At 33.1% G+C, this 18,334-nt stretch carries 13 protein-coding genes and 1 rRNA gene; 8 read left to right on the top strand and 6 right to left on the bottom strand.

Going from position 1 to position 18,334, the window contains the following annotated elements; genetic code table 11:
• Window positions 1-16: 16 nt before the first annotated feature.
• The 4 genes from rpmD (at window position 17) to FVE77_RS11245 (ending at window position 3,206) form a co-directional block, all read left to right on the top strand.
• Entirely contained in the window at window positions 17-196 is a 180-nt protein-coding gene (gene rpmD / locus FVE77_RS11260) for a 50S ribosomal protein L30 (protein ID WP_006806072.1), read from the top strand.
• Window positions 197-201: 5 nt separating this feature from the next.
• Window positions 202-816 (top strand): 50S ribosomal protein L15, encoded by a 615-nt coding sequence (gene rplO, locus FVE77_RS11255; RefSeq protein WP_026745845.1) that lies wholly within the window; start codon window positions 202-204, stop codon window positions 814-816.
• A gap of 46 nt (window positions 817-862) precedes the next feature.
• On the top strand, window positions 863-2,170 hold the full coding sequence (gene secY / locus FVE77_RS11250; protein WP_026745844.1) for a preprotein translocase subunit SecY: 1,308 nt from the start codon (window positions 863-865) through the stop codon (window positions 2,168-2,170).
• Between the two features lie 346 nt (window positions 2,171-2,516).
• Window positions 2,517-3,206 (top strand): hypothetical protein, encoded by a 690-nt coding sequence (locus FVE77_RS11245; protein ID WP_036087787.1) that lies wholly within the window; start codon window positions 2,517-2,519, stop codon window positions 3,204-3,206.
• Window positions 3,207-3,277: 71 nt separating this feature from the next.
• On the opposite strand, the gene FVE77_RS11240 is transcribed toward FVE77_RS11245, so the two are convergent.
• From FVE77_RS11240 to FVE77_RS11215, 6 genes are all read right to left on the bottom strand, one after another.
• Complete coding sequence (locus FVE77_RS11240; RefSeq protein ID WP_232052920.1) at window positions 3,278-4,084, bottom strand: PhnE/PtxC family ABC transporter permease; 807 nt, start codon at window positions 4,082-4,084, stop codon at window positions 3,278-3,280.
• Window positions 4,085-4,116: 32 nt separating this feature from the next.
• Window positions 4,117-4,911: a PhnE/PtxC family ABC transporter permease gene (locus FVE77_RS11235; protein ID WP_026745841.1), complete on the bottom strand. Its 795-nt coding sequence runs from the start codon at window positions 4,909-4,911 to the stop codon at window positions 4,117-4,119.
• A 12-nt stretch (window positions 4,912-4,923) separates the two neighbouring features.
• Window positions 4,924-5,673 carry a phosphonate ABC transporter ATP-binding protein gene (gene phnC / locus FVE77_RS11230; RefSeq protein ID WP_006806067.1) on the bottom strand — a complete coding sequence of 250 codons (750 nt, stop codon included), beginning with the start codon at window positions 5,671-5,673 and terminating at the stop codon, window positions 4,924-4,926.
• Window positions 5,674-5,761: 88 nt separating this feature from the next.
• Window positions 5,762-7,288: a hypothetical protein gene (locus tag FVE77_RS11225; RefSeq protein WP_026745840.1), complete on the bottom strand. Its 1,527-nt coding sequence runs from the start codon at window positions 7,286-7,288 to the stop codon at window positions 5,762-5,764.
• A 188-nt stretch (window positions 7,289-7,476) separates the two neighbouring features.
• A complete protein-coding gene (locus tag FVE77_RS11220) occupies window positions 7,477-8,358 on the bottom strand; it encodes a peptidyl-prolyl cis-trans isomerase (protein ID WP_026745839.1) in 882 nt (293 codons plus the stop codon).
• A 116-nt stretch (window positions 8,359-8,474) separates the two neighbouring features.
• Complete coding sequence (locus FVE77_RS11215) at window positions 8,475-9,446, bottom strand: tyrosine-type recombinase/integrase (RefSeq protein WP_026745838.1); 972 nt, start codon at window positions 9,444-9,446, stop codon at window positions 8,475-8,477.
• Between the two features lie 593 nt (window positions 9,447-10,039).
• Between FVE77_RS11215 and FVE77_RS11210 the strand changes: the two genes are divergently transcribed.
• The 4 genes from FVE77_RS11210 to FVE77_RS11195 all read left to right on the top strand — a co-directional run bounded on the left by FVE77_RS11210 (window position 10,040) and on the right by FVE77_RS11195 (window position 18,309).
• Window positions 10,040-12,217, top strand: a complete 2,178-nt coding sequence (locus FVE77_RS11210) for a type I restriction-modification system subunit M (RefSeq protein WP_026745837.1) — start codon at window positions 10,040-10,042, stop codon at window positions 12,215-12,217.
• The gene (locus FVE77_RS11205; RefSeq protein WP_051254478.1) at window positions 12,210-13,511 is read left to right on the top strand and encodes a restriction endonuclease subunit S; all 1,302 of its coding nucleotides are present in this window, start codon (window positions 12,210-12,212) and stop codon (window positions 13,509-13,511) included. The genes FVE77_RS11210 and FVE77_RS11205 overlap by 8 nt, the downstream gene beginning before the upstream one ends.
• The gene (locus FVE77_RS11200; RefSeq protein WP_026745836.1) at window positions 13,501-16,413 is read left to right on the top strand and encodes a type I restriction endonuclease subunit R; all 2,913 of its coding nucleotides are present in this window, start codon (window positions 13,501-13,503) and stop codon (window positions 16,411-16,413) included. The genes FVE77_RS11205 and FVE77_RS11200 overlap by 11 nt, the downstream gene beginning before the upstream one ends.
• Window positions 16,414-16,797: 384 nt before the next feature.
• Window positions 16,798-18,309 (top strand): 16S ribosomal RNA (locus FVE77_RS11195).
• The last annotated feature ends 25 nt before the right edge of the window (window positions 18,310-18,334 follow it).

Raw genomic sequence — 18,334 nt, 5'->3', positions numbered from 1 at the left:
TTAGGAGGTAAAATTAATGTCTAAAGTAAAAGTAACGCTTGTAAAAGGAATTAATGGAAGAAAACCTAATCATGTTGCGACTGTAAAATCACTTGGATTAAGAAAAATCAGTCAAAGCGCAGTTCATAACAAAACTGCTGATATAGAAGGAAAAATTAAATTAGTTTCTTATTTACTTAAAGTAGAGGAGGTTTAGAATAGATGAATCTTAATGAATTAAGACCTGCCGCTGGATCGAAAAGAGAAAGAAGAAGAGTAGGAAGAGGACACGGAACTGGTTGGGGAAAAACTGCTGGTAAAGGTCACAATGGACAAAAACAAAGATCAGGTTCATATGTATCACCTATATTTGAGGGTGGACAAATGCCTATTATTAGAAGAATTCCTAAAAGAGGATTTTCTAATGCACCATTTAAAAAAGATATAATAGTAATTACATTGGCCGACATTGTTGAAAGATTTAATGATGGAGATGTAGTTAGCTTACAAACATTAGTTGAAAATGGAATAGTTAAAAACCCTAAATTTATAACAAAATATTCGGATGAAGCTTTAAGAAATACAAAAGGCAGAAGAGCTGTAAGAGAATATTTAAATGTAAATATTGAATCATATGTAAAAGAAAAAGATTTTACAAGCTTGTTAAAAATCATAGGGAATGCAGAAGTTAATAAAAAATTAACTGTAAAAGCACACAAAGTTTCTAAAACAGCTAAGGAATTAATTGAAAAAGCTGGAGGAAATGTAGAATTATTAGAAGTAAGATCATATTCAGCTAAAGCAGGAAATAATAAAAAAGAAGATGGGAATAAGTAAGATTTAATATCTTGCTTTTTCTTCATACACTAAAGGAGTGATAGAATTGACTCTAGCTGAAGCACTATCAAGTAGGGTAAAAGCTATTTTTAATATACCTGAACTAGAAAAAAGAGTAACATTTACATTATTAATGATAATGGTCGCAAGAGTTGGAATTCATATAGCAGTTCCAGGAATTAATACAGATGCTTTTAAAAATTTCCAGCAGGGAAATGCAATTGCTCAATTTTTAAATTTATTTTCGGGTGGAGCTGTTGAAAGAGCTTCAATTTTTGCGTTGGGAATTGTCCCGTATATTAACGCTTCCATCGTATTTCAATTATTAGGAGTAATTTTTCCTAAGATAGATGAAATGCAAAAGGAAGGTGGAAAAGAAAGAGATAAAATAACTCAATGGTCAAGATATGTAACAATTGTACTGGCAATAATTCAGTCGTTTGGAATTGCAGTCTTAATGCAAAATCAAGGATTAGTATTGGAACCAGGTCCAAAATTCATACTTAGTACAGTAGTCCTGATTACAGGTGGAACTTCATTCTTAATGTGGATTTCTGAAAGAATTTCAATAAGAGGTATTGGAAATGGGACTTCAATGCTGATATTTCTGAATATTGTTGCAGGATTGCCAACAGTAATAAGCCAAATGATCTCTGGATTACCTAGTGGAATGGGAAAAGTTCTGTTAGGATTATCAATTGTAGCATTTGTGGTATTTATTGCACTAATGGTAATTGTACAGCTTGCTGAAAGAAGAATTCCTATTCAATATGCAGGAAAAGGTAGTCTTGGATTTGGCGGGGGACAAAGTACAGTTGGAAAAAGAACATATTTGCCATTAAAAATAAATATGTCAGGAGTAATGCCAATAATCTTTGCGTCAGTATTGATGGCAGCACCGCCGTTTTTAGTTTCAATGATGAAAACTGGAGATTTAAAAAACTTTTTAGCAGCTCAGTTTGAGCCAAAAGGAGTTTTATATCTATTATTATTTGCAATATTAATTACAGTATTTTCATTTTTCTATACACTTACTATTGCTTTTGATCCAGACAAAGTGTCTGATGATTTGAAGCAAAGTGGAGGAACAATTCCAACGGTAAGAGCTGGAAAAGAAACGGCTGATTATTTGGAAAAAGTTGCAACAAGAGTAACGTTTGGAAGTGCGATATTTTTATCATTATTAGGTATTATGCCAAATATCTGGTTTGGATACGTTTTAAAACTTCCAGTTATGCTTGGAGGAACAAGTTTGCTAATCTTAGTTGGGACTGCAGTAGAATTACTGTTGCAAATAGATTCTTACCTAGCGGTTAAGAAAATGAAAGGTTTTATAAACAGAAGAAATCGTTAAGAATTGTATAAATAAAATATTTTTGAAGTACACTTAATTGTGTACTTTTTTATTTTTTTTGAAGGATCATTCATTGCAGTAAATATTTATCTTTGATAATTAAATTTGTAAAAAGATTACCATAGAACATACTAACTCTCTCTTTCTAGTTATCTCTAGAAAGAAATAAAAATTTTGTCTACTTGTGAAATTACATTTTGAAATAATTAATAAATACCAAAAAAGACTCGCAATAAATTTGTATACAAAAATATTTTTGAAATTTTAATTTATATATGCTATACTAATGAGGTAGATAGAAAATAATAGGAGGATTACTGTCAAAAAATTAATTTTATCAATTTTTATGATTACAGCATTAGCTTCTTTTGCTGAAGGAAATACAGTTGATGTTAGAGCAGGATTTGATTTCAGTTCAAAAGCAAAAATCAAGGATGAAGATGCAAGTTTTGATTTGTTAAAAAGAGGGTTTGAACTTGGTGCAGAATATAGAAGAAATCTAGGAACAGGATTTGAAGTTGGAGGAGGTATATTTTATAAGGCAAACAGCTTTAAGAAAAATGCAGCAGATGAACCAATTCTTGATGAAGATGGCTCAGAATTAAATATAACAAGTAAAAAATTCAATGCTCTTCCAATTTATGCAATTGCAAGATATAATTTTGCTACACCTTCAGAAGATATAGTTCCTTATGTAAAAGCTAATTTAGGATATTCAATAAATTCAGGAAAGCTAGAATCAAAATATGCTCAGAATACTACAGAATACCCTGATTCAGCTGGAAGGATAGATGAAAGCTATAAATTTAAAAATGGGTTGTATTATGGACTTGGTACAGGATTAAAATATAAAAATTTCTTTGTTGATTTGTCTTATAATGTAATTAGAAGTAAAGTTGAAAATACATATATGAGTTCAGTTTACCACACAAATGTTAATGGTGTTAGAGGTACAACATATGAATATGATAAATGGAATACGAAAGTTAATAACAAATTTGTTACATCAAGCTTTGGATACAGTTTCGGATTCTAAAATAAAAAAATCTCTAATTTAGGATAATTTCTATTTTAGAGATTTTTTATTTGCTATTTTTAATTATGAATTTAATTTTTTAAATATTTTTTTCTTAAAAAATATGAAATAAATTCCAATATAATTGCTACACCAAATATTAGATATACAAATACCCCAATTTCTCTTATATCAAAGTACATAGTTCCAGCCATAAACATATCATAACCAATTCCGCCAGCTCCAGCTGCAGCTCCTACTAATACAGCGTTTGTAAAGTTTATTTCAAAACGGATGAATGTCCATGATAGAAGAGAAGTGCTTGTACTTGGCAATACAGCCTGAAAAATAACTTTCCAGAATGAAGCGCCTGTTGCTCTAAGAGCTTCGATAATTCCGTTGTCAATTTCTTCGATGCTTTCAGAATAGGCTTTTACAAGGTAGGCAACGCTATGAAAAGTCATTCCTATAATTGCCGCCTCTACACCAACATTTGCAACAACAGAAAATACCATAACCCATAATATTGTTGGAATAGCACGGAAAAATGTTATGCCTAATTTTATAATTTTAGAAACATATTTGCTTGATAAATTTTGCGCTGCAAAGAAAGATAGAAATAGAGCTATAAAAGAACCTATAATTGTTGTTAAGGCTGCTAGAGCAATTGTTACCGCAAGGCTTTGAAAAACTTGGCTATACGTGTATCTATCTGATAATTTTGGAGAAAAGAACATTGTTTTCAAATCTTTAAAAAAATGGTCAGCAGCTTCAGCGATATTTACATTGCCAAAATCCATTGTAATCAATGTATAAATTGTAATAGTTGACAATAGGAATAAAGTTGCATATAAATAAATTTTTGATTTTGTAAGTTTTCTTATCTTTATTTTTTCCAAAAGAAAATTCACCTTCCTTCTGTTAATTTGTTTTACATCATTTCTTTTCTAAGCTTGTTAGACAGAATTTCTATTCCGATTACAATAACCGTAACTGTTAAAATTACGAGTCCAGCGGCATCATACCTAAAACTTTTGTAATACAGGTTAAATGTGAATCCTATTCCAGTTCCTGTTAAAATACCAACCAGTGTGGATTCCCGCACGCCAGTTTCAATAAAGAACAGAAGCCAAGACAGGAGCTGTGAGGAAACGCTTGGGATAACTCCGCAGAATATTATCTGAAAATAGGAAGCTCCTACTGATTTTAGCGCTTCAATTACATCACTTGTCACCTCGTCAATTGTTTCGGAAAAGGCACGTGTTAAATATCCAAATGTTATCAGAAATAGTGCAAGAAATCCTGTAAATTGACTTTGCTTAAAGGAAAATACAAGTATTAACGCCCATGCTACAATTGGAATATTTCTAAAAAAAGAAGCAATTATCTTTGTTATAATTTTTGTAAAAATATTTATTCCAGTTGAATTAGATCCGATTATTGCAAGAAATAGCGCAAAAGTTGCGGAAATCGTTGTGGAAGTTATGGCAAGTAAAACTGTTTTTATTACGGAATCCATAATTTCTGGAAAATACTGCAAAGCATTTTGTGTAGGGATAAATTTTTGTAATAGCCAAAAGATTCCAGCTGGTATTGAAGAAAATGCCATCCCATTCTGGAAGCCTGCAATAATGGAGGATATTGTATAAATTAGAATAATTGCTGATATAAATATAATTTTAGAGTAAAATCTTTGCTTAAAAACATCTTTTTCATTTAATTTCATAAAACCTCCTTATCAAGTATTTTCTTCATCTTTATAAATAAATTCAATCATATCATCTGTAAGCCGTTCTGTTTTATCGTCAAAAATTTTCTCGCCTTTATTCAAGGCAATAATCCTGTCAGAATATTTTTTGGCAATATCAACTTGGTGAAGGTTCACAATGCACGTAATTTTTAGATCGGAAACAATTTTTTTTAAATAGTCCATTATATTTTCAGCAGTTTTGGGATCAAGAGAGGCGATTGGCTCATCACAAAGTAATAATTTTGGTTTTTGCATAATTGCCCTCGCAATCCCTACACGCTGCTTTTGACCTCCAGATAGTTCGTTACATTTGCGATAGGCGTACTTAGTCATATTTACTTTTTCCAGAAAGTTAAAAGCCTCCTTTTTTTCCTCTTCTGAATAAATGCCTAATATTCCGGCAATTACCGACTTATATCCAAGCCTTCCATGAAGCACATTTTCAATAACAGTGAGCCTTTCCACAAGATTATAACTTTGAAAAATCATTCCAATTTCTCGTCTTACAAGTTCTATTTGTGTTTTTTTCAAGTTCTCAATATTTTTGTCTTCAAATAAAATTGAACCTTGTGAAATATCAATCATTTTGTTTATACTTCTAAGTAATGTTGATTTCCCTGAGCCTGAAGGGCCAATAATCGAGATAAATTCACCTTTTTCTACGTCAAATGAAATATTTTTTAAGGCATTTGTTCCGTTATTATATTTTTTTGAAACATTTTTTATACTTAACAACATAAAAAATTCCTTTCTAAATAATTTTACTATACAAATAATGTTTTAAAAAATAAGGCATATCAATCTTGGTATGCCTATATAAAAACTTTTATCTATTTCCAATATTAATTTTGTTAGTGTTCTGATTGCTATTCTGTTTTTCTGTACTGTTATTTGTGTTGTTACTGTCACTGTTATTAATGGAATCTGGCTTATTTTGTATATTGATTGCTGAGCTGCCGTTTTGTTCACTGCTTAGAGAGCTATTTTCACCAGTTGCGGCAGATTGTTCAAATGTGATAATCGTTCCTAGTGACAGCAAATCTCTTTGAAGCTTGTCAAGTTTATTTTTTTGGACATATACATTATCAATTAATGTTTCAATATTTTTGTTATCTTCTTCATATTTAGACATAATTTGCTGATAATTATTATTTCTTAGGTTTTCAATTTTTTGAGTCAGCAATGTTTTTTCCTCGTCAGTTAATACAGTATGATTTAAATTTTTGAAATTGCTGTTTTCTAAAATAAGTTCTGAGGCAAGTTTTACAATTCTTCCTTCAAGCAAGTCATTTTTTGAATATTCGATAAGAGAACTTATTTTATTGATTGCAAATAAAGTTTTGGAAGTGAAATTATCTTTGTTATAAATAATTTCATAACCATTATTAATCCCTTTTATCAATGCTTTTGAATTATTTTCCAGTAAAACTTCCCCATTTACCTGCGAAATATTCCCATTTAATCCTTTAGCCACGATTTTTCCATCATTAATATTTATATCCGAAATTCTTATATTCAGCTCTTTTATCTCTTTTATAAGAGAAGTGGCCTTTAAAGCTGTGTTTAGTGAAGTTTCCAAATTTTTTCCTTTGTCTAGGAATATATATAGATTCATATTTTGAACATTATTGTTAGAATTATTGTTAAAATCATTCAATGAAATCTCTTTTTCAAGCTTAGTCAAATTATCAGAAACATTTGCAAGTGCAATATCCCTTTCAAGCTCAATTTCAGAAATATTTTTTTCAATGTTTTCCTTTTCAGAATTGATAGACTTTACTAGCGGCTTAATCTCATTATTCAGTTCTACGATTTTCTGAGCTTTGCTTTTTAAGTCTGTAAGCTCCACATAATCTTTTTTCAGAACATTGATTTTTTCAATATTCTCTTTCCATTTGCTGTTAATAAGATTGTTTGTATTATTTGACAATGTTGTAACCTTATCAGTTGTTTCCTTTATAAAATCTGCAGTTGTCTTATCAGATTTTTCTTGAGCGGTAAGAGAATTTATCTTTTCAGTAAACGTGTCAATCTGCGAGTTTTTTTCCTTATAGATACTTTCCAGATTCACATCTTCCAGTTTCATGTTAGACAACGTTAATTTTGGCACAAGGTTAAATAGCCCTGTTCGTACAATGCCAACTGTAGCACGTCCTTTTCCAAGACTTTTTCCATTGACTACAAAATTATCAAAAATCATTTCGTTATTTCTTATAGAAAATTTTACATTTTCAAATTCAGAATGTTTTGATTTTGTCATATATGAAACAATGTTGCTGGAAAACATTACGCCAAAAAGTAGCATAACCAAAGCTATTAATACAAGACTCAATAAATATTTCAAAATTTTCACAAAAGACCTCCTTTTAATATATGATTAAACCCCTTTAATATCAAACTGCTATAGGTTTAAATAACTTGGAGCTTGGTTTTAAAGAAGTTTTGCTATAGTTTTTACATCAAATAAGCTGTTAAAAATAGACGTTATAAATTTTATATCTATTTAAAACAGCTCCTTTCCAAATTTTTAAAAGTTTTAGATTATTTAATATTTTTTAATGCTTCATCCATATTTGATATTTTAAATTCATCAGAAATTGATTTTAGGTAAGTTTGTTGCTCAATCTGTCTTTTCTGATTTCTTAACTGAGTTTTGATAGCTTCTTTAACGCTTTCAAAAGGTATTAGCCCTTTAGGATTTCTTTCAAGAACTTTCACGACATATAAGCTCTTTCCGTCATTTACAACTTTATTGACAACTTGTCCTGCCTTAACGTCCTTAATAGCTTCGCTTACGGAACCAAAACGGCTTGCCAGCTGACTTAGAAGAATTGATTGTGTCTGTCCGTTCTGCTCAGTTCCAGGATTGTACTGGTTTACGTATGCAGTAAAATTGTTAGGATTTGCAACGGCTTCCTTTAATGCCTGTTCAGCTTTTGCTGCATCAGTAGGCTGGAATACTATAACTTGCAGTCTTACTGAATCTTCAGGCTGTGTGAAGCTTGCCTGGTTGGCATCATAGGCGGCTTTGGCATCGGCATCTGTAATTTTGGCTCGTTCATTAACTTCGCTTAGTGTTGCCAGGCTTGCCAGCAGCTGTTCCTGTAAAATTTCCTTGCTTTCTGTATATTTTTTATCCTCGTTAAGTTTTTTTTCTTTTGCTTTTAAGGCAAGAGCTCTGTTTAGAGCGATATTTTTAATAATAGAATGTTTCATTTGTGTAATTTGCTCAGGAGTAAGGTCTTTTTCAGAAATTCCGCTAGAAAAAAGGCTTTTTTCCAGTTCGTTATTAACTTCCTTTTCATACACTTTTATTTTTTTATCTGATGTTTCAAATAGCACTTTGCCTCCGTTGCCATTTCCACAAGACAATGCAAGCGTGCATAATGCTGTCAAGACAGCTATTTTAAATTTATTTTTCATTTTTTCCTCCAAGATGGTTTTGTATTTTTAAGATTATGTCTTTAGTATATCATAACATTACAAACATTTCAAACTTTATTAAAAAAAGACAGAGTAAAATTATATTGAAGAGAAATTTATCTGTTTTTGAGGTTTTGATAGATTAAATCAAGGCACTTACGTTTGTATTCGGTCTTTGGATGGACATAAAGATTTAGAGTGGCATTCATGCTGGCGTGTCCCAAAATTTCAGAAACAGTCTTGCAGTCAATTCCGAGTTCGATGGCCTGCGTTGCGAAAGTATGGCGAAGGCTGTGGAATGTAAGTTTTGGAAGATTCAGGGAATGAAGGAGTTTTTGATAGTAATAACGGTAACGATGAGGTTTTAGATAATTTGTGCTGTTTGTAATAAAATAGTTGTTTTTATTTTGCTGAAATGGTTTTATTAAATTTATGAAATCAGTATTGAGAGGGATTATGCGATTGGAAGTTTTTGTTTTTGGAGTGCTTATAATTGTTTTGGAATAGGATTTATTTTTTTCTTTTATATAAATTTTCTGCAAAGTTCTGCAAACTGTCAGAGTGTGTTTTTCTAAATTTATGTCCTTCCACTGCAGTCCACATATTTCCCCAAGTCGTAGTCCTGTTTGCAGACAAAGTAAAATTCCCAGATTTTTAGAATTCTGATTATTTATTAAATATCGAAAAAGAATCTTCTGTTCCTCAGTAGAAAAAGTTTTTAAATACAATTTTGAAGAGGAAGAAGGGAACTTGCAACGGAAATTCTGAAAAGGTATCAACCCGTCTTGAATTGCTGTATTTAAAGTGCTTTTTAGAAGCACGGCCATATCCTTAACTGTTTTTAGGGAAAGTCCTTTTTCCAAATTTTTCTTTGAGCCTCTTAACTTTAAGATAATAAAATTTTGTAAATCTTCATTTGCAATATTTCCAATTTTCTTTTTCCCGAGTACAGGCTTTAAATGATTTTCAATAATATTAGTATAAGTCGCATAAGTCGATTCCTTTATAAAAAATCTTTCTTTTTCCAGCCAAATATCCAGCCATTCCTTGTATTTCAAGTTTTTGTTTAAATATTTTTTTGTAGCCATATTTTCCTCCTAAATTTAGTTTTTTATATTTTACTAAATTATTGGAAAAATGTTTAGTAAATTTAACTAAGTTTGTTACTTAGTCCATTCCTATTTTTTCACTAAGTATTATACCATAAAATCGTATATTTTTGTTATTTTTTTATATTATACAAATGAAATTAATAGTCTTTTATACTAAATCTTATTTTTTGTTGTCGTTAATAAATATTCTTCCTATAATTTTTATATTTTTTCTTTTTTATAAAGTAAAGGGGATCAATCGCCATCCCCTTTACAATCCCCGCTTGTCTAAGCATTTTTTGAAAACAAAATTGAAACTCGCTACGTTAAACTTCGCTCAGACAGTCAATTTTATTTCCAAAAAATCACGACATTCCTAATTTAACTATGAAAAATAATTTGATTAAAACAAATATTAAGCAAAATTGTAAAGCTGTGGTAATTGAATATCCTTACATAAAGAATTAAGTAACAAACTTTGTTGAAAGAGGGAAATAAAAAGTTAGTCGAGGTTGTAAAAACTTTTATATAGAGGGATATTGGATATTTAAGTTGTGTAAATAGAGCTGTTGAGGAGGATAGATAAATAAATGGAAAGTACATACAATGCGCTTGACTACAATAAATTAATTAGTTTTATTTGGTCTGTGGCTGATGATTGTCTAAGAGATGTTTATGTTAGAGGTAAATACAGGGATGTTATAATTCCTATGACTGTAATTCGGAGATTTGATGCTATTATTGAATCAAAAAAAACTAATATAATGGAAGTTAAGGAAATGGCGGAAACACAGGGCTGGGATGTTGCAAAAACTTTAGATACAGCTACTGGACTTCCGTTTTATAATACCTCTAACTTTTGTTTAAAAGATTTGAAATATGAAACTAACAGGCAGAATTTAAAAAGAAGCTTTGAAGAATATTTGAATGGTTTTTCTGAAAATATAAAAGAAATACTTCAAAAATTTGATTTCAATAATCAGTTGGCTAAGATGACAGATGCTGGTATTTTAGGTTCTGTAATTGAAAAATTTACATCAAGCGAACTTAATTTAAGTCCTTATGACGAGAAAAATTCATACGGAGAGGTTATAAGGAAAGGATTAGATAATCATGCGATGGGAACGTTATTTGAAGAGATTATTAGGAAATTCAACGAAGAAAACAATGAGGAAGCAGGGGAACACTTTACACCTCGTGATGTAATTGAGCTTATGGCTGATATTGCTATGTATCCGGTTATGGATAAAATCAAAGATGGCACTTACTCAATATATGATGGCGCGTGTGGAACTCTTGGGATGGGGACTGTTGCTGAAGAGAGGTTAAAGGCATTTGCTAAAGAAAATAGTAAGGAAGTGTCTATCCACTTAATAGGGCAAGAAGTAAATCCAGAGACGTATGCAATTTCTAAGGCTGACTTGCTTATCAAAGGTGGAGATACAGATTCTAACAATGTTTATTATGGCTCTACTCTTTCTGATGACAAGACTTCTGGACAACATTTTGATTTTATGCTGTCTAATCCGCCTTATGGGAAAACTTGGAAAACAGATTTGGCTATTTTAGGAAGCGGAAATGATAAAGACCCAAAGAAAAATATAACAGACAGACGTTTTGTTGGAAACTATAAAGAACAGGATGATTTTAGGATGATACCTGATGTAAGTGATGGACAGCTGCTTTTCTTGCTTAATAATATTTCCAAAATGAAGGAGACTGAAATGGGTTCCCGTATTGTTGAGGTTCACAATGGTTCAGCTCTTTTTACAGGTGATGCTGGAAATGGAGCAAGCAATGCAAGAAGATTTATGATTGAAAAAGATTTGATAGAAGCCATTATCCAGTTGCCTGAAAATATGTTTTACAATACAGGAATAACAACATACATCTGGATTTTATCCAATAGAAAAGAAGAAAAAAGAAAGGGGAAGATACAGCTTATTAATGCAAGTGGAATAAAGACTTCACTTAGAAAAAACATGGGCAAGAAAAACTGTGAATTTTCAGAAGATAATAGACAATTTATTCTAAATCAATATCTAAATTTTGAAGAGAATGAGTATTCGAAAATATTCTCAAATGATGAGTTTGGATATTATAAAGTTGTAGTGGAAAGACCGCTAAGACAAGCTGTATTATGTGATGCAAATAATATAAAAGAAATAGAGGAGGAGCTTGAAAAAATTGGCGTGCTGTCTGGGGCGATAGATAAAAAAGTGCTTGCAGAAAGCTTTATTAAAGGGACATCTAGCTCTATGAAGGAGCTTGAAAAGAGTGAAAATGTAAATACATATCTGGAAGTTTTGAAATTAATGAAAAGTGATGAAAAATATCTAAATTATGCAGCATTTGAAAAGGCTTTTAATAAGCATTTAAAAAAGAAAGATATAAAAGGGGCCAGTTTAAGCAAGCTTGCTTCAACAGGACTGTTAAGCCGCATGATAGTTAAGGATGAAGAGGCAATTATCCAGAAGGACTCAAAAGGTAATATAGTTGCAGATCCGGAACTTAGAGATACCGAAAATATTCCGATGACATTTGAAGGAGGTATAGACGAGTTTATTAAGCAGGAAGTATTGCCATATCACGCAGATGCTTTTGTTGATGAAAGCAAAACACAAATAGGATATGAAATAAACTTTACAAAGTATTTCTACAAAGCTAAAGAACTGGAGAGTGTAGAAGAGATTGTGAATCGTATTAAAGAGTTGGAAAGGCAATCTGATGGAATGATGGCTTCTATATTGGAGGGGCTTTATGAATAAGTATGAGAGATATAAGAAAGTAAATCTGCCATGGCTAAAAGAAATACCTAATCATTGGGAAATAATCAGAAATAAAAATATATTTAAAGAAAATAAAAAAAGTGTAGGTAATAGATTTCAAGATTATAAATTATTGTCTTTATCATTAAAAGGAGTAATAGAGCGTAATCTAGAAGCAGGTGGTAAATTTCCTGCCAACTTTGAAAAGTATTCGATTGTAAACCTAGATGAATTAGTTTTTTGCCTATTTGATATAGATGAAACTCCACGTGCTATAGGTATTGCAGGAATTGAAGGAATGATTACCAACGCCTACAATATAATGTCAGTTAAAGGGCATGTTCCTAGATACATGTATTATTTTTATTTATATTTAGATTTTATAAAAGGCTTGAAACCGTATTATTCGGGTTTAAGAAAGACTGTAGGCATAGATACTTTCAATTCATTTAAGATTCCTGTACCATCAGTCAAAGAACAAGTCCAAATTGCAAATTATCTTGATTGGAAAATCAATGAAATTGATAGGTTAATTCAAATTGAAAAAGAGAAAATAAAGCAATTAGATTATAAAAAGCAGGTATCAATATCTATTGAGTATAAAAAAATAAATGAACAAAGAAGATTAAAAATGTTGCTTTTAGAGCCTTTATTATATGGAATTAATGGTGTAGGTAAAGAAAAAGGAAAAATTAGATTTGTTAGAATAACTGATATTGATAGTTGTGGAAAATTAAAAAATGAAAAAAAATTGTATATTGATGATTGTGAAGATAAGTTTTTGTTAAAGTGTGGCGACATATTGTTTGCAAGGAGCGGAGCCACTGTTGGTAAATCATACATGCATGTAAATAATAACGGATTAATGTCATTTGCAGGATATTTGATAAGGGCAAGACTTGATAATAAATTAGTAATACCAAAATTTGTATATTTATATTTGCAGTCTGAGTATTATGAACTTTGGAAAAAAAGTGTATTTATACAGTCAACTATTCAGAATATAAGTGCAGAGAAATATTCAAATTTATTAATTCCTATTGCAGATAAAGAAACACAGCATAAAACAATTCAAATTGTAAATAAAATAATTAATAGTGTTGAAAATTACAAAACAATTGTATTCAAAAAAATTACAGAATTAGAATTATTAAAACAATCACTAATATCAGAAGTGGTAACAGGACAAATTGATGTGAGGGACATTGCTATTCCTGAATATGAAAAAGTGGCTATTGCAGATGGAGAAATAGAAGAAACTGATGAAATGGAAGGTAAAGAATATGGGAATTAGAGATACAAAGATGGAAGTGGAGCTTGAGAATAATATTATCGAATATCTTGTTTCAAGTCAGAGTTATGCATATATAAAACCGGATGAGATGAAGATTTCTTTTAATAGGAAATATGCTTTTGATGAAAAAAGACTTTTGGAATTTATTAAGACATCTCAACCAGATGAATTTGATATTTTAAGACTTGATACAGAGGAAGGAAAAGAAAAGTTCTATAAGCAGCTTGATATTTCTATAAAACAAAAGGGTATAGTCGCTGTTTTGAAAAATGGAATTAAGTGTTACCCCTCTTCGGGAACTATCATTTTTTATCATGCTCTGGATTCTAAAAGACCAAGTTCGTATGATGAGTTTAATATGAATATTTTTTCAGTTACGAATCAATTGGCTTATTCTGATAAAAATAAGGGCTTAGAAATTGATTTGGCGATATTTGTTAATGGTCTTCCTGTTATAACGATGGAGCTTAAGAGCAAGGCTTCCAGTACAGGATGGACATATAAAGATGCTGAGGAGCAATACAAAAATGACAGAGATTCAAAAGAAGCGTTATTTAGTTTTAAAAGATGCATTGCGCATTTTGCTGCTGATGAGAACTTTGTTACCTTTACAACAAAGCTGGATGGTAAAAATACAAGATTTATGCCATTTAATAAAGGCACTGAGCTTGGCGGTTCTGGTAATCCGATAAATAACGGCAGAACAATGACTGATTATTTGTGGAAAGAATTTTTGAAGAAAAGAACTTTAACAAGCTTAATAAGAGACTTTGCATATATTTCTGCAGACAAGGTCAAGAAGACAGAAAATCTGATTTTTCCTAGATATCATCAATATAGAGCTGTAACTAGGCTTGTAGATGATGTTCAGAAAAATGGAGTTGGAAATAGATACCTGATTCAGCATAGTGCAGGCAGCGGCAAGAGCAATTCTATAACATGGCTTGCGTATCGTTTAGTTGAAGCGAAGTACAATAGCAAAAAAGCGTTTGATTCAGTAATAGTTGTTACGGATAGATTGAATTTAGATAAGCAGATAAATGACAATATCAGGAAATTTATAGACGAGAAGAGCATTGTGGGTCATGCTAATTCTTCAGCAGATTTGAAAAAACTTTTGGTTGATGGCAAGAAAATCATCATCACTACAGTACAGAAATTCCCTTATTTGCTTGAAAAAATAGGTACTGAACTAAAGGGAAAGAATTTTGCTGTTATTATTGATGAAGCTCATTCTTCTCAAAGCGGTCGTGCGGCGGCTTCATTAAATATGGCGGTATCAGGAAATCTGAATAACAATGATGAATTTGAAATTGAAGATAAACTGAATGAACTTATTGAAGCAAGAAAAATGCCTGAGAATGCTAGTTTCTTTGCATTTACTGCTACACCTAAAGCAAAAACGGTTCAGATGTTTGGAAGCGTGTTTGATTTGTATTCCATGAAACAAGCTGTTGAAGAAGGATTTATTCTGGATGTGCTAAAGAACTATACACACTATGAAAATTACTACAAGATTTACAAAACTATAGAAGGTAATCCGGACTTTGATAAAAAGAAAGCTCAAAAGAAAATTAGAAATTTTGTGGAAGGACAAGAATTTCCGATAAGAGAAAAAGCTGAAGTTATGGTGAATCATTTCCTTGCAAACACTGTTAATAAGATAAATGGGAAAGCTAAGGCGATGATTGTAACACAAAGTATTCTAAGAGCAGTTGAGTACTATCATATAGTTAGTGAGTTATTGAAAAATTCTAATACCGGTTACGAGGCCTTAGCCGCATTTTCAGGCGAAAAGGAATATAAGGGGAAAGCTGTAACAGAAACTGGCTTAAATGGTTTTTCTGATAAGGAGACAGCGGAAAAATTTAAACAAGATAAATATAAATTCCTAATCGTTGCTGATAAATATCAGACAGGATACGATGAACCTCTTCTGCATACTATGTACGTGGATAAAGTTTTGAATGACATTAAGGCAGTACAAACTCTATCAAGGCTTAATAGAAGCACGAAATATAAAATAGATACTTGTGTAATTGATTTTGCAAACGAACCGGAGCATATATTAGCGGCATTTCAACCATATTACAAAGAAACAAAATTAGAAGGGGAAACAGATCCTAATAAGCTTCATAACTTATTAGATATGCTCGACGGTAAGTATGTTTATGAGGAAGACGAGGTGGACAGATTAGTTGACTTATTCTTAAAAAATAGCCCAAGAAGTTTTATTGACAGTATTGTAGATAAATCTATAGAAAGATACGCAGCTTTGAATGAAGAGGAACAGGTTGAATTTAAGAGTGGTGTGAAAACTTTTATAAGAACTTATAATTTCCTGGCTTCCCTTTTACCTGTTGGGCAAGTGGATTGGGAAAAGAAGGTAATCTTTTTTGAACAGCTGATTCATAGGTTGCCAACGCCAAAAGGAGAAGATTTATCTGCTGGAATTTTGGAGTCGGTGGATTTGGAAAGCTATAGATTGGAAAAGAAAAATACAATTAATATTATCTTGGAAGACAAAGACGGCACAGTTGAAGGACTGGGTATAGGAGCAGGAAAAAAGAATAAAGTTGAATTAGATTCATTAGAGAACATTGTGTCTACATTTAATGATATTTTTGGTAATATTGAATGGCAAGATGAGGATAATGTTGCAAGACAGATAAAAGAGTTGCCGGAAATGGTAATGAAGAATGAAAAGTTTAAAAACGCTCTTAAAAATTCGGATATTGAAAATATCAAGAGGGAATACCAGTCAGCTTTAAAAGAAGTCTTTAGAATTATTATGGCTGATAATATGGAATTATTTGGTCAATGGACAAACAATTCAAATTTCAGCAAGTGGCTCAGCGATATTGTCTTTGATGAAATAATGAGAAAAAATTCAGCTGGTTAATGGCGAATACAGTATTCAGGAAAATTTTTTTTATCCTGCAGCGAGAGACAATAACTAAGCATGGAAACGATATTTAGCAAGAATAAATGCTGCCCTAAATTTTTATAAAAATTAAACCTATTTTATCTTTGTGAAAGAATTCCATAAAATAAAATTCTAAGGCCGCAATTTACCAAACCAAAAAAACTTTGAAAAAAGTAGTTGACAAATAAATCCAGTTATGATAATATATATCTTGTCGATACGAAATCGTGTCGCAGGACAATTGAGATAAGAATAGAAGAAGCAATAATGTGTAAAAGATAGATAACAGTCAAGAGCTCTTGTTGTAAAACAAGATTCTCGTCAAGACAAAGGTGGAACTTAAATATATGTAAAATATATTGAATGAAGAGTTTGATCCTGGCTCAGGATGAACGCTGACAGAATGCTTAACACATGCAAGTCTTTGGCGAATCTGTGCTTGCACAGGCTAGCCAAGGCGGACGGGTGAGTAACGCGTAAAGAACTTGCCCTGCAGACAGGGATAACAGACGGAAACGACTGACAACACCTGATACAGTTGCCGGCACGCATGTGCCCGGCAATGAAAAGAGATGCTGCGGGAGAGCTTTGCGTCCTATTAGCTTGTTGGCGGGGTAACGGCCCACCAAGGCGATGATAGGTAGCCGGCCTGAGAGGGTGGACGGCCACAAGGGGACTGAGATACGGCCCTTACTCCTACGGGAGGCAGCAGTGGGGAATATTGGACAATGGGGGCAACCCTGATCCAGCAATTCTGTGTGCACGAGGAAGGTTTTCGGATTGTAAAGTGCTTTCAGCAGGGAAGAAGGAAGTGACGGTACCTGCAGAAGAAGCGACGGCTAAATACGTGCCAGCAGCCGCGGTAATACGTATGTCGCAAGCGTTATCCGGAATTATTGGGCATAAAGGGCATCTAGGCGGCCAGGCAAGTCTGGGGTGAAAACTTGCGGCTCAACCGCAAGCCTGCCCTGGAAACTGCCTGGCTAGAGTGCTGGAGAGGTGGACGGAACTGCACGAGTAGAGGTGAAATTCGTAGATATGTGCAGGAATGCCGATGATGAAGATAGTTCACTGGACGGCAACTGACGCTGAAGTGCGAAAGCTGGGGGAGCGAACAGGATTAGATACCCTGGTAGTCCCAGCCGTAAACGATGATTACTGGGTGTGGGCATGAAGAGTGTCCGTGCCGAAGCAAATGCGATAAGTAATCCGCCTGGGGAGTACGGCCGCAAGGCTGAAACTCAAAGGAATTGACGGGGACCCGCACAAGCGGTGGAGCATGTGGTTTAATTCGACGCAACGCGAGGAACCTTACCAGATCTTGACATCCCACGTATGCCTGCGAGAGCGGGCAGTGCCTTCGGGAACGTGGAGACAGGTGGTGCATGGCTGTCGACAGCTCGTGTCGTGAGATGTTGGGTTAAGTCCCGCAACGAGCGCAACCCCTATCGCCAGTTGCCATCATTAAGTTGGGGACTCTGGCGAGACTGCCTGCGAAGAGCAGGAGGAAGGTGGGGATGACGTCAAGTCATCATGCCCCTTATGATCTGGGCTACACACGTGCTACAATGGCCGGTACAGAGAGCTGCGAGGCGGCAACGCCCAGCGAATCTTCAAAGCCGGTCCAAGTTCGGATTGAAGTCTGCAACTCGACTTCATGAAGCTGGAATCGCTAGTAATCGCAGATCAGCAATGCTGCGGTGAATACGTTCTCGGGTCTTGTACACACCGCCCGTCACACCACGAGAGTTGTCTGCACCTGAAGCTGCCGGTCTAACCGCAAGGAGGAAGGCATCTAAGGTGTGGACAGTGATTGGGGTGAAGTCGTAACAAGGTATCCGTACCGGAAGGTGCGGATGGATCACCTCCTTTCTAAGGAGCTAATTCACTGCACTGC

The organism is Leptotrichia hofstadii (assembly GCF_007990525.1).
GTDB lineage: Bacteria > Fusobacteriota > Fusobacteriia > Fusobacteriales > Leptotrichiaceae > Leptotrichia > Leptotrichia hofstadii.
This window is presented reverse-complemented; position numbering and strand designations above follow the sequence as displayed.